The sequence below is a fragment of the Fodinibius salicampi genome (assembly GCF_039545095.1).
GTDB classification, from domain to species: domain Bacteria; phylum Bacteroidota; class Rhodothermia; order Balneolales; family Balneolaceae; genus Fodinibius; species Fodinibius salicampi.
Window position 1 is genome coordinate 1,762,225 of sequence record NZ_BAABRS010000001.1, and the last position, 18,802, is coordinate 1,781,026.

General features: G+C 43.9%; 16 protein-coding genes. 8 read left to right on the forward strand and 8 right to left on the reverse strand.

All coding sequences use genetic code 11. The features are described from left to right. Positions 1-149: 149 nt before the first annotated feature. From trmB to ABEB05_RS07540, 4 genes are all read right to left on the reverse strand, one after another. Complete coding sequence (gene trmB, locus ABEB05_RS07525; RefSeq protein WP_265788933.1) at positions 150-827, reverse strand: tRNA (guanosine(46)-N7)-methyltransferase TrmB; 678 nt, start codon at positions 825-827, stop codon at positions 150-152. Between the two features lie 19 nt (positions 828-846). Then, the gene (pdxH, locus tag ABEB05_RS07530; protein ID WP_265788935.1) at positions 847-1,506 is read right to left on the reverse strand and encodes a pyridoxamine 5'-phosphate oxidase; all 660 of its coding nucleotides are present in this window, start codon (positions 1,504-1,506) and stop codon (positions 847-849) included. After that, positions 1,496-2,077, reverse strand: coding sequence for a thioredoxin family protein (locus tag ABEB05_RS07535; protein WP_265788937.1), 582 nt, complete (start codon positions 2,075-2,077; stop codon positions 1,496-1,498). Before ABEB05_RS07535 ends, pdxH begins: the two co-directional genes overlap by 11 nt. A gap of 203 nt (positions 2,078-2,280) precedes the next feature. Beyond that, positions 2,281-3,198, reverse strand: coding sequence for a 3-methyladenine DNA glycosylase (locus tag ABEB05_RS07540; protein ID WP_265788939.1), 918 nt, complete (start codon positions 3,196-3,198; stop codon positions 2,281-2,283). 83 nt (positions 3,199-3,281) lie between these two features. Between ABEB05_RS07540 and ABEB05_RS07545 the strand changes: the two genes are divergently transcribed. Together ABEB05_RS07545 and ABEB05_RS07550 are read left to right on the forward strand one after the other, a co-directional pair. Further along, the gene (locus ABEB05_RS07545; protein ID WP_265788941.1) at positions 3,282-4,223 is read left to right on the forward strand and encodes a UbiA family prenyltransferase; all 942 of its coding nucleotides are present in this window, start codon (positions 3,282-3,284) and stop codon (positions 4,221-4,223) included. A gap of 56 nt (positions 4,224-4,279) precedes the next feature. Further along, the gene (locus tag ABEB05_RS07550; protein WP_265788943.1) at positions 4,280-4,897 is read left to right on the forward strand and encodes a thioredoxin family protein; all 618 of its coding nucleotides are present in this window, start codon (positions 4,280-4,282) and stop codon (positions 4,895-4,897) included. 119 nt (positions 4,898-5,016) lie between these two features. On the opposite strand, the gene ABEB05_RS07555 is transcribed toward ABEB05_RS07550, so the two are convergent. The 3 genes from ABEB05_RS07555 to ABEB05_RS07565 form a co-directional block, all read right to left on the reverse strand. Continuing rightward, entirely contained in the window at positions 5,017-8,172 is a 3,156-nt protein-coding gene (locus tag ABEB05_RS07555; protein ID WP_265788945.1) for a T9SS type A sorting domain-containing protein, read from the reverse strand. A gap of 14 nt (positions 8,173-8,186) precedes the next feature. Continuing rightward, positions 8,187-8,639 carry a hypothetical protein gene (locus ABEB05_RS07560; protein WP_265788947.1) on the reverse strand — a complete coding sequence of 151 codons (453 nt, stop codon included), beginning with the start codon at positions 8,637-8,639 and terminating at the stop codon, positions 8,187-8,189. A gap of 74 nt (positions 8,640-8,713) precedes the next feature. Further along, positions 8,714-9,514: a 3-keto-disaccharide hydrolase gene (locus ABEB05_RS07565; protein ID WP_265788949.1), complete on the reverse strand. Its 801-nt coding sequence runs from the start codon at positions 9,512-9,514 to the stop codon at positions 8,714-8,716. Between the two features lie 117 nt (positions 9,515-9,631). Between ABEB05_RS07565 and ABEB05_RS07570 the strand changes: the two genes are divergently transcribed. Together ABEB05_RS07570 and ABEB05_RS07575 are read left to right on the forward strand one after the other, a co-directional pair. Then, positions 9,632-10,825: an aspartate aminotransferase family protein gene (locus ABEB05_RS07570; protein ID WP_265788951.1), complete on the forward strand. Its 1,194-nt coding sequence runs from the start codon at positions 9,632-9,634 to the stop codon at positions 10,823-10,825. Between the two features lie 67 nt (positions 10,826-10,892). Beyond that, on the forward strand, positions 10,893-11,696 hold the full coding sequence (locus ABEB05_RS07575; RefSeq protein WP_265788953.1) for a hypothetical protein: 804 nt from the start codon (positions 10,893-10,895) through the stop codon (positions 11,694-11,696). A 293-nt stretch (positions 11,697-11,989) separates the two neighbouring features. On the opposite strand, the gene ABEB05_RS07580 is transcribed toward ABEB05_RS07575, so the two are convergent. After that, positions 11,990-13,426 (reverse strand): MATE family efflux transporter, encoded by a 1,437-nt coding sequence (locus ABEB05_RS07580; protein ID WP_265788954.1) that lies wholly within the window; start codon positions 13,424-13,426, stop codon positions 11,990-11,992. Between the two features lie 528 nt (positions 13,427-13,954). Between ABEB05_RS07580 and ABEB05_RS07585 the strand changes: the two genes are divergently transcribed. The 4 genes from ABEB05_RS07585 (at position 13,955) to ABEB05_RS07600 (ending at position 18,796) form a co-directional block, all read left to right on the forward strand. After that, entirely contained in the window at positions 13,955-15,070 is a 1,116-nt protein-coding gene (locus ABEB05_RS07585; protein WP_265788955.1) for a PQQ-dependent sugar dehydrogenase, read from the forward strand. Between the two features lie 152 nt (positions 15,071-15,222). Continuing rightward, entirely contained in the window at positions 15,223-16,584 is a 1,362-nt protein-coding gene (locus ABEB05_RS07590; protein ID WP_265788956.1) for an NAD-dependent succinate-semialdehyde dehydrogenase, read from the forward strand. A 132-nt stretch (positions 16,585-16,716) separates the two neighbouring features. Next, positions 16,717-17,532 (forward strand): hypothetical protein, encoded by an 816-nt coding sequence (locus tag ABEB05_RS07595; RefSeq protein ID WP_265788957.1) that lies wholly within the window; start codon positions 16,717-16,719, stop codon positions 17,530-17,532. A 202-nt stretch (positions 17,533-17,734) separates the two neighbouring features. Further along, positions 17,735-18,796: a PA0069 family radical SAM protein gene (locus ABEB05_RS07600; RefSeq protein ID WP_265788958.1), complete on the forward strand. Its 1,062-nt coding sequence runs from the start codon at positions 17,735-17,737 to the stop codon at positions 18,794-18,796. Positions 18,797-18,802: the final 6 nt, after the last annotated feature.

An 18,802-nucleotide genomic window follows, 5' to 3' on the forward strand; every position in this document is an offset into this window, starting at 1 on the left:
AACGGTGTTAACTAACAGTAATTAAACATTTATTAGGGGATAAAGCAATATTTCAAAAGAATTATTTATATCCCTTTTCCTATCTCCATAACCGAATATTCATCCTGCCAATCTCAAAATCCAAATATTTTTTTACTCCCGACCAGGCTTCAAAGGGGGCTTTCAGGAAGTAAAAATTGCAGGTAGGATATTGCTCTGCCTTTCATCAGATGTTTTCTCTCAAAATAGGTTTTATGGGTAAGAAGTTCATCATCGGGGCACTCCTGATAAATATTCTCAACACTTTTGATAACCTCACAGTTGTTTCTTTCCAAAACCCGACAAGTATAGCTAAAAAGCTGGTTGTTATCCGTTTTCAGACGCACCGATCCACCAGGGCGAAGAAACTGTTGATATATCTTCAAAAATTTAGGAGAAGTTAGCCGTTTATTTCGGTCACTTCCCTTTAGATAAGGATCTGGAAATGTAATCCAGATATCATCGACTTCATCAGTACCAAAATATTCGTCCAAATGATCGATATATATTCGAAGAAAATGAACATTGGAACGTTGTTCCTGTAGTGCCTGCCGTGCTCCCTTCCAGATACGGGCACCCTTAATATCTACACCCACAACGTTTATTTCCGGGAACTGCTTACTTAAAAAGAGTGTATACTCCCCTTTCCCGCAGGCCAATTCCAAAGTAATAGGCTTCTCATTTTTAAATACCTCCTGCTTCCATCGGCCCTTCGGTTTTTCAGATGATGAGTCCTGATAATCCGTATATTCAAAAACATTTTTAAAGCGCTCGATATCACTAAAGCGTTCAAGTTTACTTCTACCCATATTCTTATTTCCTGCTTAGCTAGGGAGATAAACGGAAGACTTCCCAACCATCATTTTTTCTTTCATAACAAATACGATCGTGAAGTCGTCCCCGGCGTCCCTGCCAAAACTCTATACGATCAGGAATGAGTCGATATCCTCCCCAAAAATCGGGTAAAGGAACTTCTTCTCCTTCAAACTGCTTTTTTACTTCCTTAAACTGAGTCTCAAGCTTCTCCCGGGATTCCACTTTACTACTTTGCTGCGAAGCCCAAGCCCCCAACTGACTTAAACGCGGACGTTTATGAAAATAGATCTCTGACTGATCCCGATTCATCTTTTGAACCTTGCCTTCGATTCGCACCTGCCTTTCCAAAGGTGCCCAATAAAAACACAGCGCAGCATGGGGATTTTCAGCCAGTTCTGTCCCTTTCCGGCTTTTATAATTTGTATAAAAACGGAACCCTTGTTCGTCCACACCTTTAAGCAACACAATACGGGAAGATGGAATGCCCCTTTTACTGACAGTCGATAAAGTCATAGCATTGGCATCGAGCAGATCAGAAGAGAGAGCTTGGTCAAACCAAACAGAAAATTGCTGAATAGGGTTACCTTCGATAGTTGATTCGCTCAGCTCTTCTTTTGCAAAATCGCGCCGGATCTGCTCAATGTCCTGTCGCTCCGATGAGCTATCCACCATAATATTCGGGAGCGTTCCCCTTTTTCCACTTAATATTACAACCTAAACTTGGCTTTTGATCTTCTTTCACTTTTCCATCCAGTAGTAATTCAACAGCTTCCCGAAGATCTTTACCATTTACCGGCTTATCATTTCCAGGACGACTGTCATCAAACTGCCCCCGATAGACCAGTTCGTCATTTTCATCAAAGAGAAAGAAGTCGGGCGTACAGGCTGCTTTATAGGCTTTAGCTACTTCCTGTGTGCCATCATACAGATACGGAAAAGAGAATTGTTTTTCCCGAGCAAGAGCAGCCATTTTCACGGGACTATCATCGGGATAGTTAGCTACATCATTTGAACTGATAGTAACAACCCCTATTCCCTTCTGCTGCAAATCACGCGCAGCAACTACAAATTCATCTAAAATATGCTGTACAAATGGACAGTGATTGCACATAAATACAACTAAAAGTCCTTTTGCATTGGCAAAGTCCTGCAGAGATACCAACTGATTATTAACCGTATCAAATAATTTAAAGTCCGGAGCCTTGTTGCCCAGCTCCATCATAGTAGAAGGCGTGTCAGACATAAATAAAATCTTTTTTGAATTCAGATGTTAATTAATGCTACAAAAAAAATCGTACCGTTCCGTTCCCTGAATATATAAAACAAGGAACGAGATATGAATAAAAAATTAGGAAATCTCAAACGTGCACAAGGGGCCTTTTTAGAAGCGATAAATCTCAACCACTTCTGACCTTATTATAATTTCAGGAAATTTACGATGAGGATTTACTGAAGATCAGACTGTTCAGCTATATTTAGTAGCTGCTCATACTCTTTAATGAGTGTCTCGCGGATCGGCTTTGCCTTTTCAAAAATTTTCTTCTGTTCTTTTACATACTGTGCCCGCCCTTCCTCGGTCTCAATCTTAATAGGTTCAAGTCCCCGGTGGCGCAAGTCATATGGACTTGCTTTCATATCTATGACCCGTGTCTCTACAGCTAGTTTAAAAGCCCTGCGCAGAGTATCTCCTGAAATCCACGGATACATTTTAAAAGCCCACTTATATAAATCCATGTTTGTATGCAGGCATCCCGGCTGTTCCATCTCCGAGAACTTATCGCGATTAAGCTCAAACTTGTTTTGTGGTTTGGCATCCTCGGTAAAAAACCGGAAGGCATCAAAATGAGTACATACCAGTGGACGTGATTCTACAAATTCTGCCAGCTCATCCATCTCTATTCTCAATGAGAGATAGTCATGACGGATATTATTAGTTTTATACACCATGGCCCATTCATGCATCCCGAAACAACCAAAGGATGGTTTCCGATCCGATGACTTTTTTATAACATCAAGAATCCATTTTAATGAAGAAATACGATCAGCCGAAAAATGAGTGATATCTAAGAAACAATCTTCCCCAATAGAAGTCATCTCATTAAAAGACCAGTCTACCTGTTTCCCATTTATCAAAAGCATACCAACACCCGGGGACCACTTTCGCAGATGTGAAGGACGAAAAGCATAATATTCAAACAGAAAATCCATCACAGGATCTTTCTGCTGGCGACTACGCTTCTCCAGATAATCATCAATCAAACGGGAAACCACTTGCCGGTGCTCCAACCGTTTTTCCTTCCATTGATCCGGGGAAAGTCGGTATTGAATATAAGCTGGAACAGAATCTTTTTTCGTAGCGATCATAGTTTTAAAAGATAGCAATCTTTCAGTGGATTGATAAATTCAAAAATGGTATGCTGTATTAAAATATCAAATAACAGTTGTGGATGCCTGCATTAAAAGGAGATAAAACCAGCCGGAGGACTCAGATTTGGCACTTTTTGTTACATCTCCGACTCCATTATCAGCTGTTTATTCTATCAGGACCTTTTTTATTAGGTGCTCTTTTAAGTGAAAATTTTAATACCGGATGGTTTCTGGTCCAGTTTTTCAATATACACGTGCTTTTATTTGGAGGGGCCACAGCCTATAACTCGTTCTGGGATCGTGACAAGGGACCCATTGGTGGTTTGACCAATCCACCAGAAATGACTCAGTGGATGTGGTTTGCCTCTTTGCTGATCCAGATGATCGGGCTATTGATTGCGCTCCCGGTGGGAACCTTTTTTGTCGGAATTTATGTCTTAAGCATATTACTCTTTTGGCTCTATTCCTCTCCCTGGACCCGATGGAAAGGACACCCGCATAAAAGTCTTTTTGCTATTGGAATCAGTACAGGCTTTAATTCCGTACTGATGGGATATTATGCTACAGGTTTTGGTCCCCTGTATCCTTCTGTTTGGATTGCCGGCGTCGGTGCTACTCTCATTTTACTAAGCCTGTATCCCATATCCCAACTATACCAGCAGGAAGAGGATCGTGACCGTGGAGACCGAACATTTGCCATTTCCTATGGCAGGCATATCGTTATACGTTTTTTTGAATCTACATTTATACTGGGATTACTTTTAACCGCATTAGCTATCACCTTGCGCCATCTGAGGCTGGGCCTGGTATTCGGTGTCGCTGGAATTATTATCGGATTGTTGATCCATAGGGAGCTCAAAAAAGTATTAGTCCAAAACAAAGAAACGGATGAATATAAAAGTGTCATGCAGATAAAATATCGTACTTCTCTGGCATTTGTTTCTTTCCTAATATTGGCACTGCTGGCTAAGCATTATGACTTCTTGCATTCCCTCCCCCTTGTTGAATGGTTTATGCAGTAAAACCGTTGTTCCTGTCTCAAAACAAAAAAATCAAAAAAATAGTACAAAATAGATTTATGAGTGAAACAGCAGAACAGCTAATTACCCCAACCATTATAGAACAGGCGATGAGTTATGAAGAATATCGAACCATGATCGACAACCTCCTGAACGAGAATAAAACCACCGGTTCAAATCATTCGGAGGGAATGGTGAAATATACTAAAATGAATGTCCACCGTATGAACCGCCTCGACAAACAGACCTTACTGAAAGCTGAACTTGGGGAAGCGTTAGAGTCGGTGGAGCAGCAATGGATCTGGCTGGTTCTTACCGAAGCTTGGTGCGGCGATGCGGCCCAAAACATTCCGGTAATTGCGAAAATGGCCGATCAAACCGACAATATTGAACTCAAGCTAATTCTCCGGGATGAACACCTGGATATTATGGATCAATACCTTACGAACGGTGGGCGCTCTATTCCAAAGCTAATCTGTCTCGATGCGGAAACACTGGAAGAAATCGGCAGCTGGGGACCTCGACCCAAGGAAGCCCAGGAAAAAGCGATGAAATGGAAAAATGATTCGGAAATCAGCAACAAAGAATGGGGTGAAAAACTGCACAAATGGTATGCCGATAACAGGACCGAAGATATTCAGGAAGAGTTCGTCCAGCTTATTAAAGAATGGATATAATTCAGGAAAACCTGACAGCATCCGCGGCCAGCGGATCTGTCAGCGTTGTTTCTTGCTATAGCTTCCAACCAAACGCTGTCAGGTCTCGTAAAGCCGAGACGCTGACAGGTTTTAATTTCTTATTTGATCAAGGTCATTTTCATTGACTTCATCTGTGTTTGGTTTCCAGATTGGGCGACCAATCGATAGATATAAATACCACTTGCCAGCCCGGACAGATCGATCTGCTCGTCATACGAACCCGCATTAAAGCTTTCCTGCCAAATGGGCTCCTTGACCTTCCGGCCGTTGATCGAGTAAACCTCAAGCGTCACCTCGCTATCACCGGATACATCAAAAGGAATATGAGTTGATCCCCGGAAAGGATTCGGATAGTTCTGATATAAGGCAAAGCTGCCTGGTGGTATAATAGTAAAAGTAACGGCAGCCGGCTCTGTATCACCGGATGTTACCTTAAGCTGGACCTCCTGATCTTCAGCATCAGGCAAGGTTGCATCCCTTGGAACTTCAATAGTAAGGGACGAATTATTTTCTGATACGCTGATGACTTCAGCTTGGGTCTCTTTAGTTTCATCGTTATGAATATCCCTTAAGGTCACTTCATTCTCGGATAATGTAGAACTGAACTCAAAGTTAACCGCATTGATAACCAGTTCTTCCCCAACCTGTTTTTCGGCCACATCCAGATTGATAGAAGGGAAATCGCCGGCTATCGTGCCTCCAAAATCTCCAAAAAGCATCCCTCGTCCGTGCGTGCCGGCAGCCACATCCCCATCAGAAATTCGAGCGGCGATATGTTCCGTAACCACATGCCCAATGACACTTTCGGCTTCCTGACCCCATTCAGTATTCGAGCCGTTTAGATTTTGGGTTGAATAAAGTCCCGTACTGGTACCCAAGAGGTAAACGGTTCCGCCTTCCGCCGGAATAATGGAAGCAGAGCGAAGCGAGGGACCCAGATTGTTATTATTACCCGTAAGATTCCCTTCAACCGCCGTCCAATTCTGTCCCCCATCGGTACTGTGATACAGACCGGTAATGTTGTAATTGGAAAGTACCGCCATTACCTCATTGGCATTGGCAGGATTAATGGCAATGTCTTTGATGTATGCTCCATTTAGCTCAGAATTACTGGGCAAGGATACATCCGTTGCTCCATCTGTAGCAGTATGGGCATTCTCAAAACGCTGAATGACTGGCTGCCCACTAGAAGAATAACCTCCCAAATATAGCACATTGGCCGGAATTGTTGAGACTTCCAAAGCAGAAATAGAATAGACTCCTCCAACAGAAACATCTGTTAGCTCTTCCCATCCTTCGGTTGTCCCATCACTGGAGTTAGCATTGGGAATATCATCCACACTTGTATTGCGCCAGATATGATTTCCTTCCGGGTAATACATGATATTCTCATCATTCGGATCAATCTCATACGGATGAATAAATAATTGGTCCGTTGCCGAAGAAGGGTAAACATAGGCGAAACCACTAAAATCTCTTTCCCACCGAATAACCGCTCCATTTTGCTGGGAAACATAGAGATAGTTTTCCGTAAAGTAAGAATACCCTCCATCACCGGAAGAAATATCCTGAGTAGATTGACTAACCGTTCCCGCCATGGGGAAATAAGGCGTTCCGTTATCCTGGGTGCCCCCTGCAAGCACTTCATCATCAGATGATTTAGGTAAAGTAGAAGAATAAAACTGTGTTGTGACATACCCCTCATTGCGTTCTTCCCAGCTTACCGATGAAGCTGTTACATCACTGGTATAGCTTAAACCCCCGTCGTGTCCCGCCCACATTAAGTTGGGATTAGTCTCAGGCTGTGGAAAAATAAACCGATGCTGATCCGGGTGCTGACCCGGATAGGAAGCAAAACCATTGTTTTTATTATATCCCCCAATCCAATATTCGTCCTTTTGGTCTTCATTATCTTCATCGTATCCTCCAGAGGGAGAGGTCGCAAAACCATCGGTCGATCGAAAAAGATTAGTTGCTCCTACAAACACATAATCTTCATCATCCGGCTTAACGGCCAGTTCCATATTGTATCCTCCCTGCAGTTCTACATAGCCCGATCCCTCTCCGCTGTTATCACGAAAATCCGGAAGATTTCCTGCCCGGTCTTCCGGCTGATCACCGGTCGCCAGATTTATCTTAAAAAAACTAACTCCCTGGTTATCAGTATTATTTGCCCCTTTAAGGGTAAACACATACAGAACATCGGGATTATTTGGGGCAAAGGTTAGTACGCTCCGGCGATAGGTATCAGGAAAAGCATCTGGCGTTACACTTGTCCAGCTATTGCCGTCATCCGTAGAAATAAATATGCCAGGATTGTGGCTATGAGAAGGGTCCGTTGACTGCTGATCATCGAAATCAGCTTCAGAAATAACAGCCGCCAGTGTTCCGTCTGATGCGACCGTAATATCGGTATAAAGCTGCTCCCCGGATTCACCCAGCACAGGGCCTGAAAACGTTTCTCCATCTGTAGAGCGATAGATACCGAATCCCGTGCTGGCGATGAATACCGAACTGGTAGCCGGATTTACCACAACACGGCTCACCGTATTAAAAGGATCGACCAATCCCTTTGTATTAGAGCTGGCTTGGGGCAGAAGACTCCATGAATTTCCATTATCTGTCGATTTGTAAACGCCTTCACCATAATAGGCAGCTCCAGTAGCATTTGCCGAATTACCAATTACTTCACCCGAAGTATAGTACCAGGTATCCGGATTATTAGGATCCTGGGCTACCGAGGTTACACTTAAATTGGCTAGGTCCGGCGTCATCAGGTTCCAGCTGTTTCCTCCATCCGTAGATTTCCACATGCCTCCGGAAACGCCGCCGGCCAATACTATATTTGGATCGCGCTGATCAACGGCCAGGGCCCGGGTACGTCCCCCCACATCAAAGGGGCCCGCCTGCTCCCAACTATAGTCCACGGCCTGGAATGTAGGATCTTTAGCCTTCATCCGACTTTGAACCTGTTCTATGCTGGGGAGGGTACGCGCAAAGTCGAGCTCTCGGTTTCGAATATTAGGAGGAATAGAATTGGTTGCCGGATCGCGCATCAATTTAAAAAAGTATTCGGAACGGGCGACTTTCTTCTCGGCCCGATCCATTTTACCCAGCTGTTCTTCAATCTGGTCAGCCAGCTCCGTTTCTTTATCCGACGGGACAGAAGCAGAATAATAATAGAGTGTTCCTGCCAGAAGCAACAACATCACTCCTGAAATATAAATTATGCGTCTGGTAACGGTATTCCTCATGTGATTCTAGTTTATTAATTTTTAACCTTTACTAACGACCAGGCAGATATAGGTTTGCTTTCTGCAGACATAATATTCTGCTGAAGTATGATGGTAATTTGTTGACCGGTCTTTAAATTATATTCTTCCTTCCGGAACGGAACAGTGAGGGTATCATTTGCTGCTATCTGCGATGTAGATCGACCGTATTCAAGAATCTCTTGTATTTGTAACCGGATCAGTTTTTTATCGTTCTCTCTCTCCTCTATAATCTCCAGGATCTCTCCTTTTACCTCAGCCTGTCCCGGTGGCAGTCCGGGTCCGGGCGGTTCCGGAGTTGGGATGGTATCGGCTTTGGCATCGGACATATTTTCTGTTTTTTCAATGGAATCAGCAGTACTGCGGTGTTGATTCTTTTTACTCTCTTCCGAACTACCACAGCTGCTGATTAATAATACAGATGTTATGACAATAGCTATATAACTCATCAAGACCTATAAATTCATCTTCTCTGCTTTAGCTCAAATTTAAGATTCAGTATTTTTGCAATACTTATGGCAACCTATCCATCCAGCGGCAATACTTCAATTTTACGGAACTGGGTTGGGTGACTTTCAGCCTGTATGGATATGGTTCCGCTGTCGATTAATAGGTTATCTCCCTCAATCAGCGGCTGGGCCGTGCCATCTCGCTCGTCATATTGGGGCTCTGTATAATCCATTACCTGCTCCCCGTTCACAAAATGCTTTACAACCTCACTTCCCCGGACTTCCACTTCTACAGTTACCCACTGATCGCCATGATAGGTTTCAGAATCGGAAGATGTACAGTGCGGAGTAAAAAGCTCGCCATCCATAACCACATTGGTGCCCGGAGTACAGAGGTTGGCCGTGGTACGCGGATCTTCACCATTGCCGCCCAGCAACTGGACTTCAATAGAAACCGGGAACTCCTGGTCTTTTGCCATCGTTGCGGGATCCTGACCGTGCAGCATCAATCCATTATTGCGGATAGCCCATCCTTCGCCTCCTTTAACCTGCTCACCAACAAACCGGTATTCTGCACGAATTTTATAATTAGAAAAAGAATCTTTGTAAAACAGATGTCCGAACTCTCCCTGGAACTCATCCCAGTCCTCATAAGATACGGTCAGGAGTCCATCTTCTACCCGGAAAGTATTATTATAATTGACCCCCAGATCGTAGCCGGTAAACTTTGGAGTCCAGCCTTCCAGGTTTTCTCCATTAAAAAGCGTAATCCACTCTTCCTCTGATTGTGAGGAAGATTCTTCATTATTAAATACAAATGCAGTTGCGGAAAGACCAAAAAGAACGGCTAGTACGCCAATAAATATATTTTTCAAAGTCGAATATCTGAGTTTATCTTTCATCATTAGGAGGCTCAACGCATTTAAAAATTAAGGTTTTAACAAACCGTATTATACCCATTACCATTAATCATTAAAAACATTTCTCTGCTTGTGGATCAAAAATCTGCTTTTTATCAACACGTAGCTCAAACCAGCGACGCCCCGATGGGATTGGAAGTAGAACGCGCTGAAGGATGTTATATTACTACGACCGATGGACGTCAATATGTCGATTTTATCTCCGGCATAGCGGTAAGCAGCCTGGGGCACCGCCATCCCGCAGTCGTCCAGGCAGTAAAGCAACAGGTTGATCGTCACCTGCACGTGATGGTCTATGGGGAATATATCCAGAAACCGCAGTCTGACTATGCCCATCTGCTGACCTCCCAGCTGCCCGATAGTCTGGATCGCGTCTATTTTGTCAACAGCGGTACCGAAGCCAATGAAGGTGCCCTCAAACTCGCTAAAAAGTATACCGGCCGCCACAAGCTAATCGGCTTCCATCACGGATATCACGGAGATACACACGGATCGCTAAGCGTTACCGGACGTGACGTTTACCGGGATCCCTACCTACCCTTGCTACCCAACGTTCATTTTTTAGAATTCAACTCCCACACCAACCTGGATACCATTGATGAAGACACTGCTGCAGTCATTATGGAACCCATTCAGGGTGAAGGCGGTATTATCCCCGCTGATAAAAAGTGGCTAAAATCCGTACGACGGCGATGTAATGAAACGGGTACGCTGCTTATTTTTGATGAAATCCAAACGGGTTTCTACCGCACGGGATCTCTTTTTTCATTTCAACAGTACGAGGTCGTTCCCGATATCCTTTGCCTGGCAAAAGCGATGGCCGGGGGTATGCCTATGGGAGCTTTTGTATCCTCTTCGGATATTTTCAAATCCTTTATGTACAACCCTCCGCTGAATCACGTAACCACCTTCGGCGGACATCCGGTTTCTTCAGCCGCCGCCCATGCTACCCTTCGGGAACTGTTAGACGGCAACTACGGGGATAAGGCTCGTCAGATAGAACGAATAACCCGGGAAACACTCACGGCCAATGCTATTACTGAAGTCCGGGGACAGGGAGCTATGCTGGGTATGGAACTACAGGATCGGGATTTGACCAAAAAAGTGGTGGAAACGTGCTTTGAAAAAGGCATCATCTTAGGGTGGACCCTCCATTCTGATACGCTGGTACGGTTGGCCCCTCCACTCATTATTGAACACGAGCTTCTGCTATCTTGCCTGCAAACCATCAATAATACCGTTGACCATTTCAGCAGTCAGATATAGCTGGGTAGAGAACATTTTTCCGTAAAGTTGGTATACAACAATAAAAAGGAACCCAACTGATATACCGATGATTAAACGACTACTATTACTTTCGACCATTAGCTGCCTCCTGTTGATCTCCTGCTCTGATGATCCTTCTTCTTTTACCGATGAACCCCCGGAACTTCCGCCGGCGGCTTCAATAGATATCGACATGTCTACCCTTACAGAAAGCCCACAGTCTAAGAGCAGCATAACAACCGATGATACCGATTATTTTGTACAGGCGGTATTTCGGGCTGGTTTTATGAAAAAAATTATAGAAGCACATCTTCTCATTCCCAAAAACCTGCTGGAAGCAGCTGAAGATACCGTTGCCCAGCTTAATGAAGAGCAGCAGTGGGAATGGAGTTATCAATATTCTTCAAATACCAATGGTTTTGATGTACGCCTTATAGCGGAACGCATTTCCTCTTCCGCTGTTAACTGGTCCTTCCTTGTAACCGCAGACCACTTGAACCTTGAAGAACACCTGGTGTTTGGCGGTACAACCCAGAATATGGGAGCACAGGGCGTATGGACCTATTATGGGTTGAAGGATTCCGAAGATGATCAGAAACTCTCCGAAATCGACTGGGATATTCAGGGTGATAGTACCCAGATAAGATTAGAAGTCCTTTCTGACCTGTCGGTAGCATCTGGCAGTTACATCGATTATGACTTTGACGGTGTATTCAAGACAATAGAATTTTACAATGCAGAAGCTGATGAAACCACCATCATACAGTGGAATGTAGATACCAAGGCCGGATATATTATTGCTCCGGATGTCAACAACGGGGAAAAAGCCTGCTGGGATGAAGATCAGGAAAATGTCCCCTGCAGTGAATAATCGTAGTATTCCCGAAACAAAATAATACAATCATATCTACTTGTATCCGCCTACTCACCGGAGCAGCCCCTGAGTTACCTTAATAAGACAGTAAGAGTCATTATAATGACCTTCATAAAGTCATTACAATAACATTTTTATGTAGCAGTCAGATGTCAGGGGTAGGAGAAATAAATGCATAAGGTCTAGTTATTAAGGCAACGCTGGAACCATTTCATTTTATCCAATCACATTTCTGGTTATAGGATATTATTTAAAGGAGTCTGTTTTCTGCTTTTATTTTTTACGGTGTCTCAGACTTCTTTATTTTTCCATCTGCCCCTGGAGAAAACCCACATCCCGAGTACTCCGAATATGGATTCGGCAACTACGATGGACCAAAACACACCGTCTTCCTGCATATCAAGACTCATTGCCAAGAACCATCCCAATGGAATTTCGATCATCCAGAAACAAATGAAGTTAAGCCATGTAGGAGTTACCGTATCACCGGCCCCATTAAATGCCTGAGCCATAACCATACCCATCCCATAAAAAAGGTATCCAACAGCAATAATTTTCAGACACCGCGCTCCAATATCAATCACATGAATATCCGGGGTAAATAACCGGATCAGGTTTTCGGAAAACAGGAAAAAGGAGATTCCGATCAAGACCAAAAAGGCTGTATTTACAAATCCACAGATCCAAGCCGATCGTTCTGCCCGTGCCGGTTTTCCCGCACCAAGATTCTGTCCCACCAGCGTAGCGGCTGCATTACTCATCCCCCAGGAAGGCAATAAAGAGAACATCACAATACGTATGGCGATCGTATAACCTGCCAAGGCCGTACTTCCGAACTCCGCTATAATTCGTACCATACCTATCCAGCTTGCCGTGGATATTAAAAACTGGCCAATACCTCCTAAAGATACTTTTACCAGTCGATTCATTACGTCCAAATTTAGCTTCCAGTCGCGACGTCTAATCCTAATTCGACTACTTCTTCCCGCCAACATCCAAAACTGGTAAACGACCGCAAGTCCTCGTGCGAATGTAGTTGCTATAGCCGCTCCGGTGATACCCATCGCAGGAATAGGTCCCCATCCAAAAATTAAAATCGGATCTAGAACAATATTGAGAAGGTTTGCGAACCAGAGCACCCGCATAGAAATGGCCGCATCACCCGCACCTCGAAATACCGCATTTACAATAAAGAGAAGCATAATAACCATATTTCCTCCCAGCATAATCATTGTATAGGGATACATCTCGCCGATAATCGTTTCAGATGCTCCCATCAGACCGAGCAGCTCATGCGAAAGAAAAAGGCCGGCCGCCGAGACCGGTAACGACACGGCTAAACCAATCAAGACTGACTGAACAGCCGCAACAGAGGCACTCTTCTTATTTTGCTCTCCGATCCGTCTGGAGATGATGGCCGTGGTGCCCATACTCAATCCCATCGCAATGGCGTATAAAACCGTCATAAGCGATTCGGTAATACCGACTGTTGCAACCGCCTCGGGACCCAATTTTGAGACGAAAAATATATCTGCTACAGCAAATACTGATTCCATCATCATCTCTAATACCATAGGAATGGAAAGCAGTAATATGGCCCGCCCTGTGCTGCCAGAGGTAAAGTCATACTCCATTCCCTTTACAGAGCCTACAATATCCTTCCAAAGACTTTGCTGGTTAGGGGGGCTAAGATTTTCAGAAAATGATTCATCCAATTTATTGTTCATACCATTACTCAAACTTTTAATAGGTAATAACAGCAGGAGAGAAAAGATGTCTTGGAACAAGCACAGGGCGGCCTTAAAAGAAAGGCTAAAATCTATAAATATTGACTCCTTTATAGTTTCGGATCAATACTGATAGAAGATATGAGGCTGAGGGTGGTTTTCATGTTCTCAATAATTTATTCAGAAAATAATATGCGACTATTTTTATTTTGAGTCAATCTGTTTATAAGAAGGATTTCTTCTTTATAAACAAATAATTTCGTGATGTATATATAATTAAAACTATCAAAGTAGATTAACAACTTGTTAAATATAGTTTTGAAGAAGAAGGGATATTAGGAAATTGAGGGAATTATTTTCATTTTCTGTTTATGCTGATTTTGCAAAATAACGCAAATCCCCGAATTCAGGACTAAAAAATAGTACCTATTTTTGCTAATTATCATTTAGTCATAACATTGACCTATGAAATCCTCCGTAGATATGTATTCGATATTTCTTGCCCTGCTTTTATTCACAACTGGTTGTATGGATAATTCCCCCAATGATGAAGAACCCCCGGCTGATACTTCCTATACCATCGAAGCAGCTTTTCCGGAACTGGAATTTACCCGTCCGGTAGACCTTCAGCATCCCGGAGATGGCAGCGATCGGCTTTTTGTAGTTGAGCAGCGGGGTATCATATCCGTTTTTCCTAATGACCCTTCTATCCAAAATGCAACAACCTTTTTGGATATTGAAGACCAGGTAGACGATTCCGGAAATGAGGAAGGATTGCTCGGTTTGGCCTTCCACCCCAATTACGAGAATAACGGTTATTTCTATGTCAATTATACCACGCCGGATTCTACGACCCATATTTCACGGTTCCAGGTATCTTCCGGCGATGCAAACCAGGCGGAAGTATCGAGCGAAGAGGTGCTGCTCTCTTTCGATCAGCCGTTTGGTAATCATAATGGCGGACAGGTTTCTTTCGGACCTGATGGCTACCTGTACATTGCGGTTGGAGATGGTGGCTCTGGGGGAGATCCAGAGGGGAATGGCCAAGACCGGACGACGCTGCTTGGTACCATCCTTCGCATAGATGTAGACAGCCAGGAAAACGGCCAAAACTATGGCATCCCTGATGATAATCCTTTCGCTGGTAACGAAGAGGGATACCGGGAAGAGATCTATGCCTATGGTCTGCGTAATGTATGGCGATTTAGTTTTGATCCGGCGACCGATCAGTTGTGGGCGGGCGATGTAGGACAGGTTAGTTATGAAGAGATTGATATTGTAGAGAACGGTGGTAATTACGGCTGGAATATCATGGAAGGCATGCACTGTTTTAGTCCCGAAACTGGTTGCGATCAATCGGGTTTAGAACTTCCCATCTGGGAATATGGTCGGAATCAGGGTGTATCGGTAACCGGCGGCTTTGTTTACCGCGGACCTTCTCTGCCTGGCCTGGAGGGGACATATATTTATGCAGATTATGCCTCTGGCCTTATCTGGTCGCTCGATTTTTCTGACATGGAAAATCCTGAGAATACTGAACTTATTGATACAGATGTTAATATCTCTTCTTTTGGTGTAGATGCCGATAATGAACTGTACATCTGCGCTTTTGATGGCAAAATCTATCGGATTGCAGCGGAATAGGAAGAATGCTTGAGAGATATCAAGTTATCTATAGCGCGAAACATAATTCCCGCGCTAGTTAATATTACTCTCATCAAACTTATCAAAAGGAATGTGGCTCTCCTTTTTTAGGTTATGATACCTCAAGTAAATTCGGAGAAAAGAGATATATTATGAAATCTATAAATCCTGCCACAGGCGAGATTATTGCCTCATATGCTAATATGAATAGTCCGGAAATTGCAACTATTGCACAACAAGCCAATGAGGCGCAACAAAAGTGGCGCAAGCGTAGTTTTGATGAACGTGCTACCCTTTTGCGAAAAGTAGCCGACCTTTTGGAATCCAATAAAGAAGAGTATGCCGAGCTCATGGCGTATGAAATGGGTAAGCCCCTGTCCCAAGGGATATCCGAAAGTGAAAAGTGTGCCTGGGTGTGTAACTATTACGCCAATCATGCTGCAACATTTCTCGAAAATGAACTCATTGAATCCGATGCCGATAAAAGCTATATCACATACAATCCATTGGGTACAGTTTTAGCTATTATGCCCTGGAACTTCCCGTTTTGGCAGCTGTTTCGCTTCGCTGCTCCGGCACTGATGGCGGGGAATGCGGCTATTTTAAAACACGCTTCGAATGTTAGCGGCTGCGCCCTTGCCATTGAAGAACTTCTGCATGATGCGGGCATTCCGGAATCGCTTTTCCGGACGATTCTTGCGGATCGGGACCAGGTAAAGTCGCTCATCCAAACTGAACACATTTCGGCCGTTACGCTTACGGGAAGTACAAGAGCCGGTATGTCGGTAGCATCCACTGCCGGAAACAAAATCAAAAAAACGGTATTGGAGCTGGGCGGCAGTGATCCCTACCTGGTTTTGGCCGATGCCGATATCGAAAAAACTGCTGAAACCTGTGTTACTTCCCGGCTAATCAACAGTGGACAGAGTTGCATTGCCGCCAAACGGTTTATTGTCGTTGAGGATAACTATGATCCTTTTTTAGAGAAGATCACCGAACTGATGAAAGAGAAGCGCATCGGCGATCCATTTGAAGAAGGTACGGATGTCGGTCCCATGGCCCGCGAAGACCTCAGGGATGAACTCCATGATCAGGTTAAGAAAAGCATAGAAGCCGGGGCAAAGTGTGTTTTAGGGGGAGAAATACCCGCTCGCAAGGGTTCCTATTATCCACCAACAATACTGACAGAAGTAACAGAGGACATGCCGGCCTACGAGGAAGAGCTTTTTGGTCCGGTAGCTTCCGTCATCAAGGTAAAAGATGAGGAAGAAGCCATCCGGATAGCCAACGATTCCGACTTTGGACTTGGAGCCGCCGTTTTTTCCCGGGATGCAGATCGAGCTGAACGAATAGCTGCAGAAGAACTCGAGGCGGGTTGCTGTTTCGTCAATGCATTCGTAAAGTCTGATCCCCGCCTGCCCTTTGGGGGTATCAAACAATCCGGATATGGCAGAGAGCTTTCGCACCTGGGCATCAAAGAGTTCGTAAATATCAAAACGGTTTACCGGGCATGAAAATAATTTGTAAGGATCTCCTCTTAAAAGGTACTTACTATTAGTTAAATATTTTTTGAGCTGATTTATCAGGCGAGTACGTATTACCTAATAGAACAACCTTTTAAATAAATCCTAAATTGAGGAGATGTTATGAAAAAAATAAGCTATGCATTATTAATTGCCGTCCTGTTTGTCGGATTAACGGGATGTGGAGACGACAGTACCGGTCCGGATGTGAATGAAGATCCACCACAAATGCCCAATATAGAAAAGGGTCAACCTGATGTTTCCTTTTTCCAGGAAAATAATCCTCAAAAAGCAGCCACAGATGAACTGAACGAGACAAATAACTATAATCAAGCCCAAATGACCGTCCTTTGGAATACTGTATTCTTTAGTTTTGGTCAGAGTTATGGGACACTTTTTTCTCAGGCGAATCAGGAAGAGGCTGACTTTAACAACGGAGTTTGGGAATGGTCTTATACCTATAACTTCGAAGGAATGAGCGCAAGTTACCGCACAACCGCTGAAGAACTCGGAAACTCTATTAAATGGGCAACATACTGGAGCTACGATGACGGCCAGGGTGATAGTATTGATAATTATAAAATTTTTGAAGGAACGGTCGCCAATGATGAGTCAACGGGTGACTGGACTTTTAATGCTATGGATTCCGACCTTCAGCAGGAAGTCCCTTTCATTACCTCTACCTGGAATTTCACCAGCGATACCGAAAAAGAAATCAATCTGACCATGTATGGCGATGCTATCGATGATGAAAGTGCTAATGAAACTGCCACCATTGATTTTGAACAAAATGGTACCGATTTCAGCATGGACTTAAACTTCGCTGATGGTGAGACCCATTTAGTCACCTGGAATACCGATACCAATGTTGGTTCTATCACTTCCAATGGAGAAACAGTATGCTGGGATGAAAATTTCCAGGATGTTCCTTGTGAGTAATTTATAATTCATTGAGTTAGTTACAATTGAGAGAGGGTTGGCCCCGGATTTGTAGTCCGGGGCTTTTTTATTGGACCTTTTTAAAGTCAATACAGCTCCTAACTAATTTTTGATTAAAAATACCAGTTTGGATGACACTATGCTGTCAGTATCCTTGTTATATTAATTAGGTAACCAAACAAGGATAAAAGCAATGATTATCATGGAGGAGAAAAATAAAAAACCCATTCGCGGTCGGGGAGCTTCCGACAACCCGGCCAATAGATTTGAGGATAAGTATCTCGACTATGATTTAGATGGAGAAACAGGAGAAAAGCCATCACAAAAAACCAAACTTATACGCGACGATACAAAAGAGATTCTTTCTAAAAATGACAGTCCGGATATTCCCTTTACGTATGGCCTGAATCCCTACCGGGGATGTGAACATGGCTGTATTTATTGCTATGCACGCCCTACTCACGAATACCTTGGCTTTTCTGCGGGACTCGATTTTGAATCCCGCATTATGGTGAAATACGATGCTGCCAAAAAATTACGAAAGAAGTTCACTTCAAAAAACTGGAAGCCGGAGCCGGTGATTATGAGTGGTGTTACTGATCCTTTCCAGCCGATTGAACGCGAATTAGAAATCACCCGGAGTTGTCTGAAAGTTTTTGCTGAGGCCAGAAATCCGGTTAGTATTATTACAAAGAACTACTTAGTAACGCGCGATATTAATTTCCTGAGTACGCTGGCAGAATATAATGCAGCCCATGTTACTCTTTCTATTACGACCCTGGATCGAGATCTGGCCCGTGTTATGGAGCCCAGAACCTCCCAACCCTACAGGCGCCTGCAGGCGATCGAGAAGTTATCTGCCGCCGGAATATCGGTTGGTGTTAATGTGGCTCCTATCATTCCGGGACTTACCGATCACGAATGTCCCAAGATACTAGAGGCAGCAAAGGAGGCCGGAGCCACCCAGGCTGGCTTTACGATTGTTCGCCTTCCTTATGGCGTTAAGGATCTGTTTGAGGAATGGCTGGAACATCACTTCCCCGATAGAAAAGATAAGGTACTCAATAGAATTAGAGATATGAGAGACGGACAACTGAACAAAAGTGAATTTGGAGACAGGTTCCGGGGCCAAGGAGCCTTTTCCGATCAGATTGAGGAAATGTTTAAGATTAACACTAAAAAAATGGGACTGAACAAAGGCATCCGCCCCCTCTCTACAGCTCATTTCAGGCGGCCCGAAGCCGGACAGCTTCACCTGTTTTAATGCTCC